This is a genomic window from Pseudoramibacter alactolyticus ATCC 23263, from assembly GCF_000185505.1.
Classification (GTDB): domain Bacteria; phylum Bacillota; class Clostridia; order Eubacteriales; family Eubacteriaceae; genus Pseudoramibacter; species Pseudoramibacter alactolyticus.
Genome location: NZ_GL622359.1, coordinates 372466 through 393079 on the forward strand (window position 1 = coordinate 372466; position 20614 = coordinate 393079).

General features: G+C 49.5%; 16 protein-coding genes. All 16 read left to right on the forward strand.

What is annotated here, in order from left to right:
- Positions 1–18: 18 nt before the first annotated feature.
- Complete coding sequence (locus tag HMPREF0721_RS01795) at positions 19–2457, forward strand: transglycosylase domain-containing protein (protein ID WP_006597819.1); 2439 nt, start codon at positions 19–21, stop codon at positions 2455–2457.
- 101 nt (positions 2458–2558) lie between these two features.
- Positions 2559–3254 (forward strand): endonuclease III, encoded by a 696-nt coding sequence (nth, locus tag HMPREF0721_RS01800; RefSeq protein ID WP_006597820.1) that lies wholly within the window; start codon positions 2559–2561, stop codon positions 3252–3254.
- A 117-nt stretch (positions 3255–3371) separates the two neighbouring features.
- Positions 3372–4709 carry a trigger factor gene (gene tig / locus HMPREF0721_RS01805; RefSeq protein ID WP_006597821.1) on the forward strand — a complete coding sequence of 446 codons (1338 nt, stop codon included), beginning with the start codon at positions 3372–3374 and terminating at the stop codon, positions 4707–4709.
- A gap of 17 nt (positions 4710–4726) precedes the next feature.
- Positions 4727–5311: an ATP-dependent Clp endopeptidase proteolytic subunit ClpP gene (gene clpP / locus HMPREF0721_RS01810; protein ID WP_006597822.1), complete on the forward strand. Its 585-nt coding sequence runs from the start codon at positions 4727–4729 to the stop codon at positions 5309–5311.
- A gap of 29 nt (positions 5312–5340) precedes the next feature.
- A complete protein-coding gene (gene clpX, locus HMPREF0721_RS01815) occupies positions 5341–6636 on the forward strand; it encodes an ATP-dependent Clp protease ATP-binding subunit ClpX (protein WP_006597823.1) in 1296 nt (431 codons plus the stop codon).
- Positions 6637–6732: 96 nt separating this feature from the next.
- Positions 6733–9120, forward strand: a complete 2388-nt coding sequence (gene lon, locus HMPREF0721_RS01820) for an endopeptidase La (protein ID WP_006597824.1) — start codon at positions 6733–6735, stop codon at positions 9118–9120.
- Positions 9117–9755, forward strand: a complete 639-nt coding sequence (gene yihA, locus HMPREF0721_RS01825) for a ribosome biogenesis GTP-binding protein YihA/YsxC (RefSeq protein WP_006597825.1) — start codon at positions 9117–9119, stop codon at positions 9753–9755. Before lon ends, yihA begins: the two co-directional genes overlap by 4 nt.
- Positions 9748–10680: a tRNA epoxyqueuosine(34) reductase QueG gene (queG, locus tag HMPREF0721_RS01830; protein ID WP_006597826.1), complete on the forward strand. Its 933-nt coding sequence runs from the start codon at positions 9748–9750 to the stop codon at positions 10678–10680. Before yihA ends, queG begins: the two co-directional genes overlap by 8 nt.
- Before the next feature lie 72 nt (positions 10681–10752).
- Positions 10753–12246 (forward strand): glutamate--tRNA ligase, encoded by a 1494-nt coding sequence (gene gltX / locus HMPREF0721_RS01835; RefSeq protein ID WP_006597827.1) that lies wholly within the window; start codon positions 10753–10755, stop codon positions 12244–12246.
- A 15-nt stretch (positions 12247–12261) separates the two neighbouring features.
- The gene (secD, locus tag HMPREF0721_RS01840) at positions 12262–13524 is read left to right on the forward strand and encodes a protein translocase subunit SecD (protein WP_006597828.1); all 1263 of its coding nucleotides are present in this window, start codon (positions 12262–12264) and stop codon (positions 13522–13524) included.
- A 10-nt stretch (positions 13525–13534) separates the two neighbouring features.
- Positions 13535–14506 carry a protein translocase subunit SecF gene (gene secF / locus HMPREF0721_RS01845; RefSeq protein ID WP_156788674.1) on the forward strand — a complete coding sequence of 324 codons (972 nt, stop codon included), beginning with the start codon at positions 13535–13537 and terminating at the stop codon, positions 14504–14506.
- Between the two features lie 92 nt (positions 14507–14598).
- On the forward strand, positions 14599–16674 hold the full coding sequence (recJ, locus tag HMPREF0721_RS01850) for a single-stranded-DNA-specific exonuclease RecJ (RefSeq protein WP_006597830.1): 2076 nt from the start codon (positions 14599–14601) through the stop codon (positions 16672–16674).
- An 8-nt stretch (positions 16675–16682) separates the two neighbouring features.
- On the forward strand, positions 16683–17201 hold the full coding sequence (locus tag HMPREF0721_RS01855) for an adenine phosphoribosyltransferase (RefSeq protein WP_006597831.1): 519 nt from the start codon (positions 16683–16685) through the stop codon (positions 17199–17201).
- 70 nt (positions 17202–17271) lie between these two features.
- Positions 17272–19443: a RelA/SpoT family protein gene (locus HMPREF0721_RS01860; RefSeq protein ID WP_006597832.1), complete on the forward strand. Its 2172-nt coding sequence runs from the start codon at positions 17272–17274 to the stop codon at positions 19441–19443.
- Positions 19444–19445: 2 nt separating this feature from the next.
- Positions 19446–19898 (forward strand): D-aminoacyl-tRNA deacylase, encoded by a 453-nt coding sequence (gene dtd, locus HMPREF0721_RS01865; protein ID WP_006597833.1) that lies wholly within the window; start codon positions 19446–19448, stop codon positions 19896–19898.
- 23 nt (positions 19899–19921) lie between these two features.
- The gene (locus HMPREF0721_RS01870; protein ID WP_040639836.1) at positions 19922–20542 is read left to right on the forward strand and encodes an MBL fold metallo-hydrolase; all 621 of its coding nucleotides are present in this window, start codon (positions 19922–19924) and stop codon (positions 20540–20542) included.
- The last annotated feature ends 72 nt before the right edge of the window (positions 20543–20614 follow it).

Sequence of the window (20614 nt, forward strand, 5' to 3'; positions counted from 1 at the left end):
AAATAGAAGGATGAGCAAATGGATGAAGAAAAAACTAAGCGCGGAATAACGAACCAGCCGGAGGGCAGTAGAGGTCTGCCCAAACGGGGAGATGGCCAAACGCCCAAACATTTTTCTTTTAGTTCTTTTAAAGGGAAGGTGCCGTCAAACGACGAGGTGACAGCGGAAGAAACATCCCGGATGGCAGAGCCATTGACGCCTGAAATGACGGCAGACAACGATGTGATACCGAATGCTTCTGACAGTGAACCTTGGGAAAAGCAAGTTGAGCAAATGGATAATGTCGATGCACCGGAAGTAGGGGCCGCCATTGAAAATTTAAATGCGGCAGCAGGGAAAAAAGATGAATCGAAAGCGCCAAAGCGCCAAGGGTTGCCCAGAAGAAATGCAAGACAGGCATCAAGATCAATGCCGGAGCAGACAGCAGAAAAACAAGATGACACAACAATGAGCGAAACAGCAAAGAAAAAAACAGAAGCCAAGCGATCGACCGGGAAGGGGCGAAAAGCCAATTCGGGTAAAACGGTTAAAGCGAAGAAAAAACGCAAAGGCAGCAGCGATGGAAAAACACCGATGGGTTTGCCGAGCAAAAAGAAAAAGAAAAAAGGCATGCGGACCTGGATGAAAGTTTTGATTGTGCTGCTGATTCTGGCCTTGGCAGGCATTGCGGCCGTTGTCGGACTCTATCAATATAATCGCCAAGATATTTCCGATTATAAATATTCTCAGAAGCAAAAGACACAGATCATTTCAGCAGATAATCAAACTATTGGATCGCTGTTTTCAGAGAATAGAACGTATGTTTCTTTAAATCAAATTCCGGACAATATGAAAAATGCATTGATTTCGATTGAAGACAGTCGGTTTTACGATCATGGCGGCGTGGATTATTTTGGGATTGCGCGTTCCATGGTGTCCAATATGGTCAGCCGCAATGCAACCAATCAGGGGGCCAGCACCATTACTCAGCAATTAGCGAGACTGTTGTTCTTGCCGGATATTTCGACAGAACAGACGCTGGGCGACTCCATTAATCGTAAATTCAAAGAAATTTCCATTGCCTGGCAGCTCGAAGATAAATATTCTAAGAATCAAATTCTGGAAATGTATCTGAACGAATATTATTTTGGGTCATCAGCATATGGGATTGAAGAAGCGGCCAAGACCTATTTTGGCAAGGATATTTGGAGTTGCAATTTGGCAGAGTGCGCCATGCTGGCAGGATTGCCGCAGGCACCGTCTGCCTACGCGCCAAACGCCCACTATTCAGCAGCAAAGCATCGACAGGAACAGGTATTGGATCGGATGACCAAACTGGGTTATATCACCGAAAAGGAAGCGAAGGCAGCTAAAGCGACACAGATTAATGTTGCAAAATTTGATTCCAGTTCACTGAACAATCAAGTGAGATCGGGGTACGAAAAGTTTGTCAATCGAGCGTTGCAGCAATATGCAGAGGCACAGGCACCTTCTGTGATGAAAACTCAGGGAATTTCCAGAAGTGAAGCCATTAAATACACTCGCAAAAAAGTGGCGAGCGGCGGGTATAAAATTTACACGACGGTTAACACAGGCATGCAGCAGCAGGCACAGTCGATTTCGCAGAGCAGGTATCCGACGGGCAGCAGTGTGACGAACGCGATTGTGACGATGGATTTGGATGGCTCTGTCCGCGCCTATTATGGTGGCAACACGCAGATTGATATGGCCAATACCGCCAGACAGCCGGGCTCTAACATTAAACCGCTCTATTATAGCGGCGCGATCGATAAAGGATTGTTTACGGCTGGTTCAACCTTGCCCAATCATTTCAGTCTGGGCAACTGGACGCCGGCGTCCCATGGGAAAGGGGCATCGGTATCGCTGACCACGGCCATCGTGCAATCACTCAACGCGCCTTCGGCCTATGTGATGTATCGGATGGGTGTTAAAACTTCCATCGAGTGGATGAAAACCATGGGCATCACCACTTTCACCGATAATGATTATAATGTGGCGACTTCCCTTGGTGGGATGAGCAATGGGATTAAACCGATTGAAATGGCGGCAGCCTTTAACGTTTTTAATAATAGCGGGGTTTATAATCAGCCGAAGTTTATCACAAAAGTGGAAAATGACAATGGCACGACGATTTTTAAAGCGTCAGATCTGAATCTCGATTCGCATCAGGTGATGAAACAGTCGACGGCAACGACGATGAAGAGCATTTTGCGCCAGGTTGTTACCAGCGGGACAGGGACCGCAGCCAATGTTTATTCGACGGCTGGAAAAACGGGAACCACTGACGCTGGGAAGGATTTGTGGTTCACCGGGATTACTGGGAATCTCACCACTACTATTTGGGTCGGTAATTTGAATAATGTGGCCCTTGGCGGATATGGGAGTCTTTCTGCCGGTATTTATGGAACCTATATGAGCCGATTGGGCGCAAACGCCCTGATCACGGGCCTTAATTAAAAATCAATAGAATAGTAAAAGAGAGTAACAGCGAAAAAAGATCCTTGCGGGTTTCCGCAGGGATCTTTTTACAGGCTTAAACTTAATTGAGAGGAGACCAAATGAATCGGGCTGAAAGAGAAAAAGTTTTAGAGTTGCTTCAGGAACATTATGGGGATCAAAAATGCGGTCTGGATCATACGAGCCCTTTTGAACTGCTGATTGCCACCATGCTCTCGGCACAATGCACGGATGTGCGTGTTAATATTGTGACCGCCGAATTATATAAGGAACACAATACGCCGGAAACGATTTTGTCTTTGGGGGAAGCGGGGCTGTTGGAAAGAATCAAGACCTGTGGCTTAGCCAATACCAAGGCGAAAAATATCATCAAAACCTGTCATAGGCTGCTGGAAAATTTTGACGGCAAAGTGCCAAAAACCATGGCGGAACTGACCTCTCTTCCCGGCGTTGGGCGAAAAACGGCCAATGTGGTGATGAGCAATGCCTTTGGCATTCCGGCAATCGCCGTGGATACCCATGTATTTCGGGTATCCAATCGTCTGGGATTGGGAAAAGGAAAGAATGTGACAGAAGTCGAGCGGGCATTGCAGAAGAATATCCCGAAGTCGCGCTGGTCGGCTGCCCATCATCAGTTGATTTGGCATGGCCGCAAGATTTGCTCGGCACGCAATCCCAAATGTGATATCTGTCCTCTGGCGGACTATTGCGATATGCGCAAACACGATTTGAAGGCGATGCGAAAAACGCAGGCGGCCGAGGATGCCGCATCGGTTCTAAATATAGAAGAAAAATAAGTTTGAGAATCGCTGTTTTTTCGGCAAAACTGGCAAAGATTCAGGCTTGATTGAAAAAAATAGCTATGATATACTTTAAAAATTGAAAAGCCATAAATATTGTTGTTGGAGGATATAATGACAGCTAAGATTTTAAAGAATGAAAAAAACGTCGTGACTTTGGAAATGTCCATTCCGAAGGATGATTTTCAAAAGGCGATGGATCAGTCTTACAAAAAGAACAAAAAACACTTTACCGTTCAGGGGTTTCGTAAGGGAAAAGCGCCAAGAAAGGTGATCGAAGCGCACTATGGCAAGGGTGTTTTTCTGGAAGACGCCATTGAATTTGCTTTTCCGGAAGCTTATCAAAATGCTATTGAAGAAACCAAGATTGAACCGGTGACCCGCCCGGCGCTCGATAAAGTGGATGATGTCAGCGATGATGGTGCTGTTTTCGTGGTGAGCGTCGCGGTTAAGCCGGAAGTGACCCTGGGCGACTACAAAGGGGCAGAAATCCCGGTGCTTGAGCCCGCGGTTGAAGATACCGATATTGAAGAACGCCTGAAGAAAATGCAGGATCAGAATTCCCGTTTGGTGACTGATGACGAAGCGGAAGCCGCTAACGGCGATACCGTTGTGATCGATTATGAAGGCTTTGTCGACGGCGAAACTTTTGACGGCGGCAAGGACGAAGGCTACAGCCTTGAATTGGGCAGCAGCACCTTTATTCCGGGATTTGAAGACCAGCTGGTCGGAGTAAAATCCGGCGATGACAAAGAAGTCAATGTGACGTTCCCGGAAAACTACCATTCGGCAGATCTTCAGGGTAAAGATGCGACATTTAAAGTGCACGTGGTTGAAGTCCAGCGCAAAGAGCTGCCGGAACTCGATGACGAATTTGCCAAAGACGTCAGTGAATTTGACACCTTAGACGAAGTGAAGGACGATTTGCGCAGCAAAATTGCGGAAGAAAAGAAAAACGCACAACTCAACGTGGCACGCACGCAGGCGCTTGAACACGCCGTCGAAACCGCCGAAATTGACGTGCCGGATATGATGGTGGAGGAAGAAGTCGACCGCCAGTTTGACAATATGCGCCAGCAAATGAGCGGACAAGGGCTCTCCATGGATGACTATTTTAAATTCACCGGTCAGAGCCGCGAAGTCTTTAAAGAATCCATCGCACCGGATGCCGTCAAGAACATCAAGGCAGACCTAGTGCTTGAAGCCATCGGCAAAGCGGAAGGCATTGAACCGACCGAAGAAGAAACCGACGATGAAATCAAAGAATATGCCCAGGCTTTTAATCAGGAATTTGATAAATACAAAGAATCCCTGGATGACCGCATGAAGGAATATATTGTCGATTCCATCAGGCGCCGGAAGACGTTGGATATGCTGGTAGACACTGCCAAACAGGTTGAAAATTTTAAAGAAAAGCAGCAGGCTGAAGCAGCGCCGGCAGACGCCGAATAATTGAGGCTATCGATATTATGAATTTAGTGCCAATGGTGATTGAACAAACGGGGAGAGGCGAAAGATCTTTCGATATTTATTCCCGCTTGCTCAAAGAAAGAATTGTTTTCTTGGACGGTGAAATCACCGACGAGACAGCGAGTCTCGTGGTGGCGCAACTGGTGTTTTTGGAGGCAGAAAATCCGGATGAGGATATTTTTATGTATATCAACAGTCCGGGCGGCTCTGTTACGGCCGGCTTCGCCATTATGGACACGATGAATTTCATCAAGTGTGACGTATCGACCCTGTGTTATGGGATGGCTGCCTCCATGGGCGCATTTTTGCTGGCGGCCGGCGCCAAGGGCAAGCGTCAGGCACTGCCGAATGCAGAAATCATGATTCACCAGCCGCTGGGCGGTGCACAGGGGCAGAGCTCCGACGTAGAAATCCATGCGCGTCATCTGCTTGAAACCAAGGAAAAACTGAATCGGATTTTGAGTGAAAATTCCGGTCAGAGTTTCGAAACAATTGTGAAAGATACGGATCGCGATCATTTTATGAGTGCAGAAGAAGCCAAAACCTATGGCCTAATAGACCAAGTAATCACATCCCGTGATTAAAGGCGCAGCTGAAAAGGAGAAGAATAGCGATGTCAGATTACGATCATTCCGACGGCATTAACCAGGTTCGCTGTTCATTTTGCGGGAAAACGCAGGCGCAGGTCAAGCGAATGGTCGCAGGACCAGGTGTTTATATCTGTGATGAATGTGTATCGCTGTGTCAGGAAATTATCGACAGCGAAAGCGAATCAGAACCGATCCTTTATACGGAGGTGCCGACGCCGAAGGAAATTAAAGCGGCATTAGATACCTATGTTATCGGCCAGGATGAAGCTAAAAAAGCGCTGTCGGTTGCTGTGTATAACCACTATAAACGCATCAATGCGGCGGAAACCGATGACGATGATGTTGAAATTCAAAAAAGCAATATTTTATTGATTGGCCCGACGGGCTCGGGTAAAACGTTGCTGGCTCAGACCTTGGCCAGAATTTTGGACGTGCCCTTTGCCATTGCTGACGCCACGACTTTAACGGAAGCCGGCTATGTCGGTGAAGACGTCGAAAATATTTTGCTCAAGCTTTTGCAGGCAGCCGATATGGATATTGAACGTGCCGAAAAGGGCATTATCTATATCGATGAGATTGATAAAATCTCCAGGAAGAGTGAAAATCCGTCGATTACCCGCGATGTGAGCGGTGAAGGCGTGCAGCAGGCTCTGCTCAAGATTTTGGAGGGGACGGTTGCCAATGTGCCGCCGCAAGGCGGGCGCAAGCATCCCCAGCAGGAATTCATCCAGCTGGATACGAAGGATATTTTGTTTATCTGCGGCGGTGCTTTTGACGGTATTGAAGAAGTTATTGCAAAGCGGCTTGAAAAAGGGTCGATTGGCTTTGATGCCACCATTCGAAGCCGTGTCGAAAAAGAAGACGACGCGATGATGGAAAAAATCGTTCCTCACGATATTTTGAAATACGGCTTGATTCCTGAATTTATCGGGCGGATTCCCGTCATTGCGACGCTCAAGCATTTGGATGAAGAGGCGCTGATTAATATCCTGACAGAGCCTAAAAACGCGTTGGTCAAGCAATTTCAAAAGCTTCTCAGACTCGAAGATGTCGATTTGACATTTGAGCCGGAAGCCTTGTCTGAAATTGCAAAAAAAGCCATGGCGACAAAAACCGGTGCCCGGGGATTGCGCGGAATTATCGAAAGGGTCATGATGGATTTAATGTATGAAGTGCCCTCAGAGTCGGATATTTCACACATCACCATTACCAAAGACATGATCATTGATCAAGGCGGACCGATGATTGAACGCAATCGTGCGACGGAAAAAGAGGATGCCGAAACCATTGAATCGGCGACGGATTCCCATGTGTCTTAATTAATTTCATCTCGATCGAAAAGGCAATCACCATGATTGCCTTTTTTCGCATCGCGAAATAACCAGACAGGTGGCAGATGGACGAGGAGCAAATATATGAATTTAGAAAAGATAAATGCATCTGAAGACAATGTGATTCCGCCTTCAGAACTGTTGATGGTTGGCCCGGATGACGACCAATTATCTTTACCGCTAATTCCAGTGCGCGGAATGGGCGTGTTTCCAGGTATGGTTTTGCATTTTGATGTGAACCGGCCGAAATCCATGGCGGCTTTGGAAGCAGCGATGGAAGCCAATCAGGTGGTTTTTTTAGCAGAGCAGAAGAATCCAGAGACCGAATCACCCGAAATTGACGATTTGTATGACGCGGGTTGTGTGACGCGGATCAAGCAAATGCTCAAGATGCCGGGACACGCTGCTCGCGTATTGGTGGAAGTTGTGGCCCGCGGTGCCATTGAGGCCTATCTTCAGACGGATCCTTATTTCGCGGTACAGTTTCACTATCTGGTCTCCGAATTTGAAATGACCCAGGAAAGTGAAGCCTTGCAAACGCTGGTGAAGTCGACTTTTGTGCGTTATATGCAGGAAACGCATAAGCTCCCCAATGATTTTGATGAGGCGTTAAGCATGAGCGACGATCCGGATCATCTGATTGATCTGATCTGCTCCAATTTGACGTTGGATTTGTCGGCGGCTCAGGAAATCCTGCGGGAGACGAACGGTGAACAACGTTTGATGCTGGTTTATCGGACTTTGGTCAGTGATTTATCAATGATTCAGATTGAGCGCGGCATCACGGAAAAGGTTCGAGACGAGATCGATAAAAATCAGCGGGAATATATCTTGCGAGAGCAAATTAAAGTGCTGCAAGACGAGCTGAACGGCGGCGAGGCCGGAGAAGATCTGATCGACCAGTACCGGCGGCGTGTGGCAGATAAAAATCTCAGTGAAGAAGTGCAGGCCAAGGCTGAAAATGAAATCAGTCGCCTGGAAAAGATCCAGGAGGGCTCTCCGGAAGCGGGTGTTATCCAGGATTACCTCGATTGGATTTTAGATTTGCCCTGGAATGACGCTTCGGAAGACCGCATTGATGTGAGCGTGGCGCGGAAGATTCTAAATCAGGACCACTACGCGCTGGATAAAGTGAAGGAACGAATTCTGGAATATATTTCCGTATTGCAACTGACGGGGACGATGAAGGCCCCCATTCTTTGCCTGGTGGGACCGCCGGGGGTCGGTAAAACATCTATTGCCAAATCCATTGCCAGGGCATTGGGCCGCAAATATGTGCGGATGTCTTTGGGCGGTGTGGGGGATGAAGCGGAAATCCGCGGGCATCGCCGGACCTATGTGGGGGCGATCCCCGGCCGGATCCTCTACCATCTCAAGCAGGCCGGAACCAATAATCCGCTGTTTTTGTTGGATGAGATTGATAAAATAAGTCAGAATTTTCGAGGAGATCCGGCGGCGGCGTTGCTTGAAGTGCTCGATCCGGAACAGAACAGCACCTTTACCGATCATTATCTGGAGCTGCCCTTTGATTTATCCCATGTGCTCTTTTTAACGACGGCCAATTCGCTTTCGACGATTCCGCGGCCGCTTTTGGATCGGATGGAAGTGATCGAGGTTAATGGTTATGTCGAAGAGGAAAAGCAGGAAATCGCCCGGCGTTATCTCGTGCCAAAACAATTGGAAGCCCACGGCCTGACCAAACAGCAGGTGAGCATGAGTAAGGGCGCGATCAAAGACATTGTTAATTATTATACGAGAGAATCCGGTGTACGCGAGCTGGAACGGGAAATCGCAAAGGTCTGCCGCGTCGCGGCCCGGGATATCGTCGAGAATCATAAGGATAAAATCGCGGTGTCTGTGCGCAATTTAGAAACATTTTTAGGCAGTCACCGCTACAGCTACGAGAAGATTCAAAAAGGAACGATTATCGGTTTGGTCAACGGTCTCGCCTGGACGGCCGTCGGCGGGGTCACCCTTGAAATCGAGGTGCTGGCGGTTGACGGCAGCGGCAAGACGATGATCACCGGCAAACTCGGCGACGTGATGCAGGAATCCATTAAGGCCGCAATGGGCTTTATTCGTTCGCGCGCCGAAGCTCTGGGGATTCAGCCGGACTTCTTTGCGAAAAAGGACATCCATCTGCACGTGCCGGAGGGAGCGGTGCCCAAAGACGGCCCGTCGGCCGGGATCACCATGGCGACGGCGCTTATCTCGGCACTGACCGGGCGGCCGGTGCCGCAAAATCTCGCGATGACCGGCGAGATCACGCTGTTGGGACGGGTATTGCCCATCGGCGGTCTGCGGGAAAAACTGACGGCGGCTCACCGTGCCGGGATTACCGAGGTAATCATTCCCGAAGAAAATCAAAAAGATTTGGAAGAAGTGCCGGATTCTGTTTTATCAGCGCTTGATATCCATCCTGTCAGCAAGATGGATGAGGTTATCGACTTGGTTTTTGGAGCGGCAAAATGAATGTCACGAAAGCGGAAATCATCATCAGTGCGGTTTCATCAAAGCAATACCCTCAGGATCACCTGCCGGAATTGGTGCTGCTCGGCCGCTCCAATGTCGGCAAGTCTTCGTTTGTGAACACGTTGATTCGGCGTAGAAATCTGGCCCGCACCAGCTCTCAGCCCGGGAAAACCCAAACGATGAATTTTTACCAGATCAACGATCTGTTTCGTTTCGTGGATATGCCCGGCTATGGTTACGCGCGGGTCTCAAAAAAATCCCGGGAAAAATGGGGCGCCATGATTGAGACCTATCTGCAGAAACGGGAAAACCTCGCCGGTGTATTTTTGCTGGTGGATTCCCGGCATGAGCCCAGCGAAGATGACGAACTGATGTTTAACTGGCTGACCTATTATGGCCTGGTGCCAATGGTGGTGATGACAAAATTTGACAAGCTTAATGCCATGCGCAAGCGCAAGGCACTTAACAATATCGCAGCGACTTTTCATTTGCCCACCAAGGATGTGATCCCCTTTTCTTCGGTGGAAAAAGACGGCTATGACACGGCTTGGGAGCGCATTGAAACGGCACTTGAGGCTTATTGCGCCCGAAACGAAGGCCGGAATCAATCGCAAGATCCGTCAGGCTATGTGTAAACGCATATTGGCAATTGTCGACGAGGCGCAGATTCGCGCCCTGGCCAGAACTTTAAATATTCCGCTGATCGGGATAACCGATCCGACGCCTTTAAACAATTTTTTGCCGCGGCTTCAAGCGCGACAAGGGGCTAACGGCAGAACCATCCCGTTTGTGCGTACTGAAGCGGAAAAACGCATTGATTTTCGCTCGGTCATGCCGACCGTTCAAACGGTGATTGTGATTGGCGTGCCCTATCCGCTTTTCCCGGAAAGAGCCGCCGTGCCGGGCGAGGGACGCATTGCGTCTGTGGCTTGCGGCGAAGATTATCATCGGGTGGTGGGGAGAAAGATGGCTGCTTTGGTGGCGGCACTGAAAGATTTGAGCCCGGAGCCTCATGCTTTTCAAACCTATGTCGACAACAGCTGCCTGATTGATAAAGCTTCGGCCTGGCGTGCGGGACTGGGTTTTTTCGGGAAAAATAATCTGCTGATTCATCCAGATTATGGGTCGGCTTTTAACATCGGTCAAATCTTGACCGATCTGCCGGTGGCTTTTACCAAGGCGGCGCCGATGCCTTGCCGGTGCGGTGATTGTGATCGTTGCTTGAAGGCCTGCCCGACGGGAGCATTGGGGGAAGGCTTTGCCTTGGATTACACGCGTTGCCTTTCCAATTTGACCCAGCAAAAGCGATTGTTGCCCGAAGAGGCAACACACATCCAAACTTTTGTTTATGGCTGTGACTATTGTCAGTGGAGCTGTCCTTTCAATCGAAAAGCGGCGACCATTTCCGCGACGCAGGCTTATGGTGACTTGGAAATGCTTTCAGAGATAGCCGAAGCGGATTTCGAAACAAATTTCGGTGAACGATCCCTTGCCTGGCGGGGGGCAGCCGTCCTCAGGCGCAATGCACGCTTGGTAAAGGCTAAAAATACGAAAAAATAATCAATTCGGTTGTATTAATGTTATAATAATGGCCTAATAAAATTTGAAATGTGATGAAGGAGTGGTTTGACGATGGTACGCGTTCGCTTTGCGCCGAGCCCGACGGGCAATGTCCATGTCGGGAGTCTTCGAACAGCGCTTTATAATTATTTATTTGCCAAACAAAATAATGGGCAGTTTTTGCTGCGTTTAGAAGATACGGATCGAACCCGCTATGAAGAAGGGTCAGTCGGAAATTTGCTGGATGCGCTTTACACCACCGGTGTTGTACCGGACGAAGGTTTGATGCTCGAAGACGGCAAGCCGGTTCAAAAAGGGGATTGCGGGCCCTATATCCAGTCGGAGCGGCTGTCGATTTATCAAAAATATATTCGACAGCTGCTGGACGAAGGCAAGGCTTATTATTGTTTTTGCACTAGGGAAAGACTGGACGATCTGCGGAAAAAACAAAAATCGGCCGGGGAAACCCCTCGCTACGATGGCCGCTGCAAACATCTTACGCCGGAAGAAATCCAGACACGCATCGATGCCGGTGAGCCCTATGTGATTCGCCTCAAGCTGCCTGAAGACACCGAAATCACTTTTGACGATATGGTCCGCGGGACGATTGCCATTAATACCAAAGAGTTGGACGATCAGGTGCTGATCAAAGCAGACGGTTTCCCGACCTATCACTTTGCCGTCGTGGTAGACGACCATCTGATGGGCATTACCCATGTGATTCGCGGGGAAGAATGGCTGCCTTCGACACCGAAGCATATCTATTTATATCAATGCTTCGGGTGGGAGCAGCCTCAATATGTGCATCTGCCGAATATTCTAAATGCGGATCACAAAAAGTTGAGCAAGCGCCAGGGAGATGTATCCGTCGAAGATTTTTTGCAAAAGGGATATTTGCCGGAAGCGCTGGTTAATTTCCTGGCGCTCCTGGGATGGAGCCCGGAGAGCGATCAGGAGATTTTCACGATGGACGAACTGGTGACCGTGTTTGACACATCGCGAATCAATAAGGCCGGAGCGGTTTTCGATCGGGAAAAACTCAACTGGATGAACGGCCAGTATCTGAAGAATTTGCCGGATGAAACGATCGCAAAAGGCATTGCCCCCTTTTTGATTCAGGCGGGGGTTATGGATGAAAAAACCGCTGCCGAAAAACAGGATTGGCTGGTTAAAGTGGCAGCGCTGCTGAAAGAACGTATTGCCTATTACGCCCAGGCGCCGGAGGCGTTGTCGGCTTTCCTCAATTCGGATTTTGTTATGGACGATTCTGAAGAGGCGCGGGCCATCATGTCGGCGGACACCGTGCCGATTCTTTATGACGCGCTGGTCGAAAAAATTCAAAAGGCGGATATCTGGTCGGCAGAAACCATTCAGCAGTCGGTCATCAAAGCCATTCAAAAAGAACATAAGGCTGAAAGAATTAAAGGCAAAGCTCTTTACATGCCCATTCGGCTGATGATCACCGGTGTGATGCACGGCCCCGATCTGGCGTTGATGATGGAAGTGCTCGGCCGGACGGAATGTCTGGCGCGGCTTGAGAAGTATCAGTTTTTGCGAAATGCGTAGTGCAAGGGGGAGAGGATGACAAAGAAAAAGATCAATGGAAAATATGCCGTTGGGTTTGCTGTTTTTATTGCGGCACTGGCCTTTTGTGTTTATGTGTTGTTTCACGGCATTACCGTCGGCATTTACGACATTGGCAATATCAACAACCATATGAGCTATGGGTTGGATTTGACCGGCGGTGTTAACGTGGTGCTGCAGGCCAAGCCGACTAAAGGCAGCAAGTTGACTAACGAGAAGATGGAAAGCACGGTGGCGGCGCTTAAAAACCGCGTCGACACGCTGGGCGTTTCTGAAGCGACAGTGACGAAGCAGGGCACTAATCGCATTCGTGTGCAGATTCCGTCTATTTCGGATCAGCAGGAAGCCCTGGATATGATCGGCAAGACTGCTCAGCTGAAGTTTAAAGATCCCAATGGCAAAACCATTTTGACCGGGAATCACGTTACCGCGGCGAAGGCGGTTAACCAAAAGAATAACAGCGGCGTGACTCAGGCTGTCGTCTCCCTTAAGTTTGACAAAAAAGGAACCAAGGCCTTTGCAAATGCCACGCGGAAATACCTGGGGCAGACCATCACAATTAAACTGGACGGCGAAACCATTTCGGCGCCGAAGGTGAATGCGGCGATCACCAATGGCGAAGCGGTGATTGAAGGCATGAAGAATATGGACGAAGCGTCCAACCTGGCGGAGCTGATCCGCGGGGGTGCGCTGCCGGTCAAGCTGACAACGGTGCAGGCGACGACCGTCGGTCCGACCTTAGGTGCTAATTCTCTGGAACAAAGCATCAAAGCCGGAGCCATCGGGATTCTGGCAGTGCTGGTGTTTATGCTCGTATTTTACCGTGGACTCGGCATCATTGCGGACTTAGCATTGATTATTTTTGTCATGCTGGATCTGCTCTTCATGTCGGCGATGAAAGTGACGCTTACCTTGCCCGGGATAGCTGGTATGATTTTAACCGTTGGGATGGCCGTTGACGCCAATGTCATTATTTTTGAGCGCATCAAAGAGGAAGCGCGTGGCGGCGGATCGCTGCAGTCTGCTGTGAATGCCGGCTTTAAAAATGCGATGCGGTCGATTCTTGATTCGAACATCACGACGCTCATCGCCGGGTTTGTGCTCTTTTTTATGGGGACCGGCTCGGCCCAAGGATTTGCGCTGACCCTGGTCGTTGGGATTATTTTGTCGATGTTAACGGCTGTGGTGATTACCCGGCAATTGATTAAACTGGTGCTGGGTTCTAACCTCATCGGCACTTCAGCATTTTATGGTATTTAAGGAGGCAGTCATGGCGAAAGAACAAAAGCAAAAGCGAATCCTTCCTTTTATTGAGCATACCAAAATCTGGCTGTCCATTTCCCTGATTTTAGTGATTATCGCCGTCGGGGCGCTGGGCGTCCGCGGGCTGAACTTCGGCATTGACTTTGCCGGCGGGACGACGGTGACGGTCAATTTGCACCAAGCCTTCAAAACAGAAGACATTCGAAGTATCACCAAGACGTTTGATAAGAATGCAGATATCACGTATTCGGGAAATGCCAAGCAAAGCGCTGTGATCAGCACCAAGGTGAGCCTGAACAACTTGCAGCAGAAAAAGCTGCTGGGGGATTTTCAGAAACGCTACCCGAAGGTTCAACAAAAAGACGTATCGGTGGATCGCATTACAGCCAGTGTCGGGCGAGAAACCACGCGCAACACAATTTTGGCATCTTTGGCAGCCATCGCGCTGATCTTGGTTTACGTGACAATCCGGTTTGAATTTTTCTTTGGCTTGGCGTCGGTCATTGCCCTGTTTCACGATATCATCGTGGTGATCGGGGTGTATGCCCTTTTCCAGATTCAGGTCAATTCGCCGTTTATCGCTGCGATTCTAACCATTCTGGGATATTCGATTAACGATACCATTGTCGTGTTTGACCGCATTCGCGAAAATGAAAACGAAATGGGAATGGCGAATATCGCAGAGATGACTAAACTGGTAGATGCCAGCATCACCCAGACTTTAAAGCGGAGCATTAACACCGTCGCGACAACGCTGGTGGCCATCATTGCGCTTTATATTTTCGCGGTGGATGCCATTCGCAATTTTGCCATGCCGCTCATTGTAGGGATTGCCTGCGGGTGCTATTCGTCCATTTTTGTGGCGAGTCCGTTGTGGGTGATTTTCCAAAAACACGCAAAAAAATCGCGTTTCAACACGAAGCAGCATAAAAGAGCTAAGAGACGGCGTGACCGAAAAGTTGAAAAAATTGAAGTTTGATCATGGTCGAAGCCAGGAAAACCGAGCAGAGTTTCTCTGTTCGGTTTTCTTTAACTGGTGCATTTTCAAAATGAAAAAAGAGAGCAAGGCAGATGATGGAAACCGTTTGGAAATTAAGACAGCCGCAGTCCTCGGAAAGTGAGGCGCAAATCGAGGAAATTGCAGAAATCTGCAATGTACCAAAGGCAGTGGCGCGCATTGCCCTTTCCCGGGGCTGTGAAGACGCGGAAGCCGCCATGGCTTATCTGGAACCGAATCCGGAAGATTTTCACGATCCGTGGATGCTGCCGGACATGCGTCTGGCGGTGACGCGCTTGCTGCAGGCCAAGGCTTTAAAGCAAAAAGTGTGCGTTTACGGAGACTACGATGTGGATGGCACCACCGCCGTCTCCATGTTGCTCAAATATTTGGGTGAGATGGGGCTGGACGTGTGCTTTAAAATTCCCAACCGTCTGACAGAAGGCTATGGAATGAATGCGCCGGCTGTGCGGACGCTGGCAGCCGACGGCGTCAAACTGATTGTCACGGTGGATAACGGTATCGCGGCGAAGGATGAAATTCTGTTGGCGAATGCATTGGGCATCGACGTGATTGTGACAGATCACCATGAATGCCAGGGCGATTTGCCCGAAGCCTTGGCTGTGATTGACGCCAAGCGGCCGGATTCTGCTTATCCCTTTTCGGAGCTTTGCGGTGCGGGGATTGCCCTCAAACTCATTCAGGCATTGCAGATGGCAGAGGGAACGGATGCCGATCTGCGGGAATATATCGAATGTGCGGCGATGGCCACGGTGGCGGATATCGTGCCTCTGCAGGATGAGAACCGGCTGATCGTCCGTCTGGGATTGACCTCGATGAATGAGGACTGCCAGAATCCGGGGATTAAAGCCCTTAAAATCGTTAGTGATATTGAAATGGTCACAGCGGGCAATGTGGGCTATGTGCTCGCGCCGAAGATCAACGCGGCGGGGCGGCTCGGTGTGGCGGATCGCGTGGTGGATTTATATACCGGTACGGATGCGGCGGCGATCACGGCGGCGGCCTCCTTTTTAAAAGACGAAAACGAGAAGCGCCAGGCCATCGAGAAAGATATTTACGACCAGGCTTATGCAGCGGTGCAGAGCAAAAAGCTGGACCAGAATGTGTTCATTTTGACAGCCGGCGAGGGCTGGCATTCCGGCGTGATCGGTATTGTGGCCAGCCGCCTGCAGGAAACCTGGTATCACCCGGTGATCGTGGTGGGCATCGACGACGACGGAATGGCGCGAGGTAGCTGCCGATCGGTGGAGGGAATCAACGTTTTTGAGGCGCTTTCGAGTTGTGCATCGCTGTTTGAGACTTACGGCGGTCATGCCATGGCGGCCGGGTTTTCGATCCGGAAAGAAAATATTGCCGAATTGACAAAGCGCCTGGCGGCTTGGGCAACCGACAACGGAGCGGCAGCGCATTTAAAAAAGACGATTTATTATGATGGCGATCTGACCAGTCGAGATCTCGATTGGGCGCTGATGGACGGACTGGCAACGTGCGAGCCCTACGGCGTGGCCAATCCGGGGCCAGTTTTTCAATTTGCGGCGACGGCGCCTTCGGATGTGCGCGCCATGGGCAAGGACGGTGCGCATTTGAGCTTTCGTTTGGGCAATACGCGCTGCATCGCTTTTGGCGCGGGAGATCAGGCAGCGGCAGCGGTGCGGGGAACCCTGCGTTTTCTGGCTGCGCCCAAGATCAACCATTTTCGCGGAAAAGACAATATAGAGCTTGTGGTGCGGGATTTGAAACCCGACCCGCTTTACGATAATCGTCAGTGCTGGCATTGGCTTCACATATTGACAAAGGGTCCGAAAGCGGCGGCTGCCGCATTGCCGATCCGGCAAATGGATGAGGAAGCTCTTTTGCCCGGCCGCGAGGCCTTGGTCGCGGTTTACAGCTTGTTGAAACATCAGGCAGGCCGGCCGGTCGCCTTTGACGTTTTGATGGATGAGGTGGCGGAGATCAACAGCTTTCAGCTTTTGCTGGCATTAGAAGCTTTCCGTGAAATCGGAATCATTCAGTATAGGCTCAAAAAAGGCGTGATTTTCTCAAAGATTTGCAAAACAGAACAAAAAAAGGATATTAAAAAGGCGCCGTTAGTGATAAAATTAAAAAAATATTTATTAAAAAAAGATTGAGGTTAAATATGGATTTAAAGAGTAAAATTGCGGTCTATCAGGATTTTCCAAAGGCAGGTATCAGTTTTAAAGATATCAACAGTTTGATTGCCGACGGCGACGCCTTCCGCTACGTTACCGATAAATTCTATGATATCGCTAAGGCACTGGATGTCAATATCGTTTGTATTCCGGAGGCTCGGGGTTATATTTTCGGCTCGGCACTGGCCTATAAGCTCGATGTCGGTCTGGTGCCGATCCGCAAACCGGGCAAACTGCCGGGCGAAGTGATGGCGAAGTCTTACACCTTGGAATACGGCAGCAACACCGTCGAAATTCAAAAGGACGCCATTAGAACCGGAGACCGCGTTTTGATCATAGATGACCTATTGGCGACCGGAGGCACCATGAAAGCCGCCATTGATTTGGTTGAACTTTTGGGCGGCGAAGTCTGCGGCGCGCTTTTTTTGATCGAATTGACTGATTTGAAGGGCCGGGAAACACTGAAAGATTATTATGTCGAATCGCTGGTTAAATACAATATTTAACGCTGGTTTTGTTTTGTGATAGAAGCTGATTGAAAGAGCGATCTGAATTTACTGTGAGAAGGAGGCACGTATGGCAACAGAAGCGGTTAAGCGCAAAATAAGCGACGTGATTGCCTTGGTTAAGAAAAACGAACCAGACGCGGATACGTCCATGATCATGCGTGCCTTCCAGTTGGCCGATGAAGCGCACGAGGGCCAGAAAAGAAAATCTGGAGAAGAATACATCATCCATCCGGTGGCGGTGGCTTATATCTTGGCAGAGTACAAGATGGACACGGAAACCATTTGCGCGGCTTTGATGCACGATGTAATTGAGGATACCGATTATACTCACAAGCAAATTGCAACCATTTTTAACGCGCGAATTGCCGATTTGGTGGAGGGTGTCACCAAAATCGGGAAAATTGAATATCAGTCGAAGGAAGAAAGTCAGGCCGAGTATCTGCGCAAAATGGTCATGGCGATGTCGAGGGATATTCGTGTCATCCTCATTAAATTGGTGGATCGCCTGCACAACATGCGCACCCTCGAATACATGAATCCGGCGAAACAGCAGGAAAAAGCGCGGGAAACCTTGGATATTTATGCTCCGATTGCCAACCGTTTGGGGATTCAAGCCATTAAAGGTGAGCTTGAGGATTTATCGTTAAAATATCTCGATCCGGAAGGTTATTACGATCTGGTTAAAAAGGTCAAAGCGCGTAAACAAGTTCGGGAAGAATATGTCGATCAGGTGATTGTCATCCTCAAGGCAAAGATTGACGAGACGGGCATCCCCTGCAAAATTTATGGCCGTTCGAAGCATTTTTATTCGATTTATCGCAAGATGAAGGCTCAGCATCGCCAGTTTGACGAAATTTACGACTTGATCGCCGTGCGGGTGATTGTGGATTCTATTAAGGATTGTTATGGCGTGTTGGGGCTGGTCCATACGGAATGGAAGCCGATTCCCGGGCGTTTCAAAGATTATATCGCGATGCCCAAGCCCAATATGTATCAGTCGATTCATACGACGGTGATTGGCCCCAACGGCGATCCTTTCGAGGTGCAGATCCGGACGAAAGAGATGCACCGGGTTGCAGAATATGGGATCGCCGCGCATTGGAAATATAAAGAAGGCAAAACCGGCGAAAAAAACGCGCATTATGAAAAACGTATCGCCTGGATTCGCCAGATTATGGAATGGCAGCAGGAGCTGGATAACGCCGGCGATTTGCTCGAGACGATTAAAGTTGATCTGTTAAACGAAGAAGTTTATGTATTCTCGCCCAAAGGACAGGTGTTTGAACTGCCGATGGGCTCCTGTCCGCTGGATTTTGCCTATCGCATTCACTCGGACATCGGCGATACCTGTGTGGGGGCGCGGGTTAACGGGAAAATCGTTCCGTTGAATTACACCCTTAACAATGGGGACATCGTCGAAGTGATGACCTCTAAGCACAGCAACGGTCCCAGCCGCGATTGGCTGAGTTTTGTGAAAAGCGCTCATGCGCGCAATAAAATCCGTCAATATTTCAAACGGGAAGAAAAAGAAGAAAATATTGCAAAGGGTCGGCTTGCGCTGGAGAACGAACTCAAGCGGCGAGGGCTGCAGCATTCCAAGTTGGGCCATCAGCACGAGCTGGAGGTACTCAGCGAAAAGCTCAATTACAAAACGGTGGATGATCTTTATGCGGCCATTGGCTATAACGGCATCAAACTCGGAACAGTTTTCACCAAGATGAGCCTGATATTTCCGGAAGTCTTCAAGGCGGATCCGGAGGAAGTGGTCATCAAGAAAAAATCAGATGACACCAAGAAGAATTCCAATATCATCGTGGCCGGCCTGCGCGATATCGAGGTGCATTTTGCCAAATGCTGCAGCCCGGTTCCCGGGGATAAAATCATCGGCTACATTACCCAGAACCGCGGTATCTCTGTTCATCGGACAGATTGCAAAAACGTGCTCAACATTGTGGACACCGATAAAATCGTCGAGGTCGAATGGAATAAATTCGGCGTGGCCGGCGATTTTACAGCCGAAATCAACATCAAGGCAGATGAAGACCCGCATGTGCTGATTGAGATCAACAAAGTTTTTATTGAAATGAACATTCCCCTCAACGCGCTGACTGCGCGCAATGAAAAAGGCAAGTTTAATTATTTTGAGGCCGTTTTCGAAGTAAAATCGCGGCGTGAATTGAATTTGCTGATGAAGAACATCGGAAAGCTGTCCAAGGTGCTTTCCGTGAAGCGGGTGTAGCGATGCGCGCGGTGGTGCAACGGGTGAGTCGCTCTTCTGTTTTGGTCGATGGTCAAGTGATTGGCGCCATTGGGCTGGGGATCAATTTGCTGCTGGGCATTGAGGCAAACGATACCGAGGCGGACATGCGCTATATCATCGATAAGACCGTTCATCTGCGGATTTTCGAAGATGAAGCGGGCAAGATGAACCGATCGCTTTTGGATGTGGACGGCGAGCTTTTGGTGGTGTCCCAGTTTACTTTATACGGCGATTGCCGAAAGGGACGGCGTCCCAGTTTTATGCGCAGCGGACCGGTGGCTGCAGCGAAAGAAAAGTATGAACAGTTTGCAGCGCTGGTGCAGGAAGCGGGAGTGCGCAAAGTCGCGTTTGGCGAGTTTCAGGCCGAGATGCAGGTGCTCATCCAGAATGACGGACCGGTCACTTTGCTTTTAGACAGCCAGAAAACATTTTAGGATATCCGGTGAAGGAGGAAGGCTTGGAAATTCAAAAATACATGGTGGGGCCGCTTATGGCCAATTGTTATATCGCTTGGTCGCAAGAGGATGGTCAGGGCGTGATCATCGATCCGGGCGGATGGCGTCCGGAGATTGCGCAGTTCATCACAGATCAGGCTATCAGTATCAAAGCGATTCTGCTGACCCACGGCCATTTTGATCATATCGGCGGATTGAATGAGGCGCGGGCCTTGACCGGTGCTCCGGTTTATATTCACGCAGACGACGCGGACTGTCTGAATTCGCCTGGGAAAAATATTGCGGCGCTGATGGGCATGACGGCGCGTTTTGATCCGGCGGAGGGTTTGCTGCGCGACGGTGACGATATCGTGATCGGCGATCATCTAAAGTTCAAGGTGATTCACACGCCGGGGCACACGCCGGGGGGCGTTTGTTTTTTAAGCGATGACGTGATTTTCACCGGCGACAGTTTGTTTTGCGCGTCGATCGGGCGAACGGATTTTCCCGGCGGCTCCTATCCCCAGCTGATTGCGTCGGTTAAAAAACTCATGACTTTGGACGAGGCGTTAACGGTGTTGCCGGGTCATGGCGAAAATACCACCATCGGTTTTGAACGAACGCACAATCCATTTATTCAGTAAAAGCATTTAAATGTGCATTTGGCGGCCTCGGGCCGCCTTTGTTATTGCTAAGAAATGAAACGGGAAAAGAAA

Bases quoted from the DNA above. Each gene is read 5' to 3' on its own strand.
- HMPREF0721_RS01795 (WP_006597819.1), top strand. From the start codon at position 19: ATGGATGAAGAAAAAACTAAGCGCGGAATAACGAACCAGCCGGAGGGC.
- nth (WP_006597820.1), top strand. From the start codon at position 2,559: ATGAATCGGGCTGAAAGAGAAAAAGTTTTAGAGTTGCTTCAGGAACAT.
- tig (WP_006597821.1), top strand. From the start codon at position 3,372: ATGACAGCTAAGATTTTAAAGAATGAAAAAAACGTCGTGACTTTGGAA.
- clpP (WP_006597822.1), top strand. From the start codon at position 4,727: ATGAATTTAGTGCCAATGGTGATTGAACAAACGGGGAGAGGCGAAAGA.
- clpX (WP_006597823.1), top strand. From the start codon at position 5,341: ATGTCAGATTACGATCATTCCGACGGCATTAACCAGGTTCGCTGTTCA.
- lon (WP_006597824.1), top strand. From the start codon at position 6,733: ATGAATTTAGAAAAGATAAATGCATCTGAAGACAATGTGATTCCGCCT.
- yihA (WP_006597825.1), top strand. From the start codon at position 9,117: ATGAATGTCACGAAAGCGGAAATCATCATCAGTGCGGTTTCATCAAAG.
- queG (WP_006597826.1), top strand. From the start codon at position 9,748: ATGTGTAAACGCATATTGGCAATTGTCGACGAGGCGCAGATTCGCGCC.
- gltX (WP_006597827.1), top strand. From the start codon at position 10,753: ATGGTACGCGTTCGCTTTGCGCCGAGCCCGACGGGCAATGTCCATGTC.
- secD (WP_006597828.1), top strand. From the start codon at position 12,262: ATGACAAAGAAAAAGATCAATGGAAAATATGCCGTTGGGTTTGCTGTT.
- secF (WP_156788674.1), top strand. From the start codon at position 13,535: ATGGCGAAAGAACAAAAGCAAAAGCGAATCCTTCCTTTTATTGAGCAT.
- recJ (WP_006597830.1), top strand. From the start codon at position 14,599: ATGATGGAAACCGTTTGGAAATTAAGACAGCCGCAGTCCTCGGAAAGT.
- HMPREF0721_RS01855 (WP_006597831.1), top strand. From the start codon at position 16,683: ATGGATTTAAAGAGTAAAATTGCGGTCTATCAGGATTTTCCAAAGGCA.
- HMPREF0721_RS01860 (WP_006597832.1), top strand. From the start codon at position 17,272: ATGGCAACAGAAGCGGTTAAGCGCAAAATAAGCGACGTGATTGCCTTG.
- dtd (WP_006597833.1), top strand. From the start codon at position 19,446: ATGCGCGCGGTGGTGCAACGGGTGAGTCGCTCTTCTGTTTTGGTCGAT.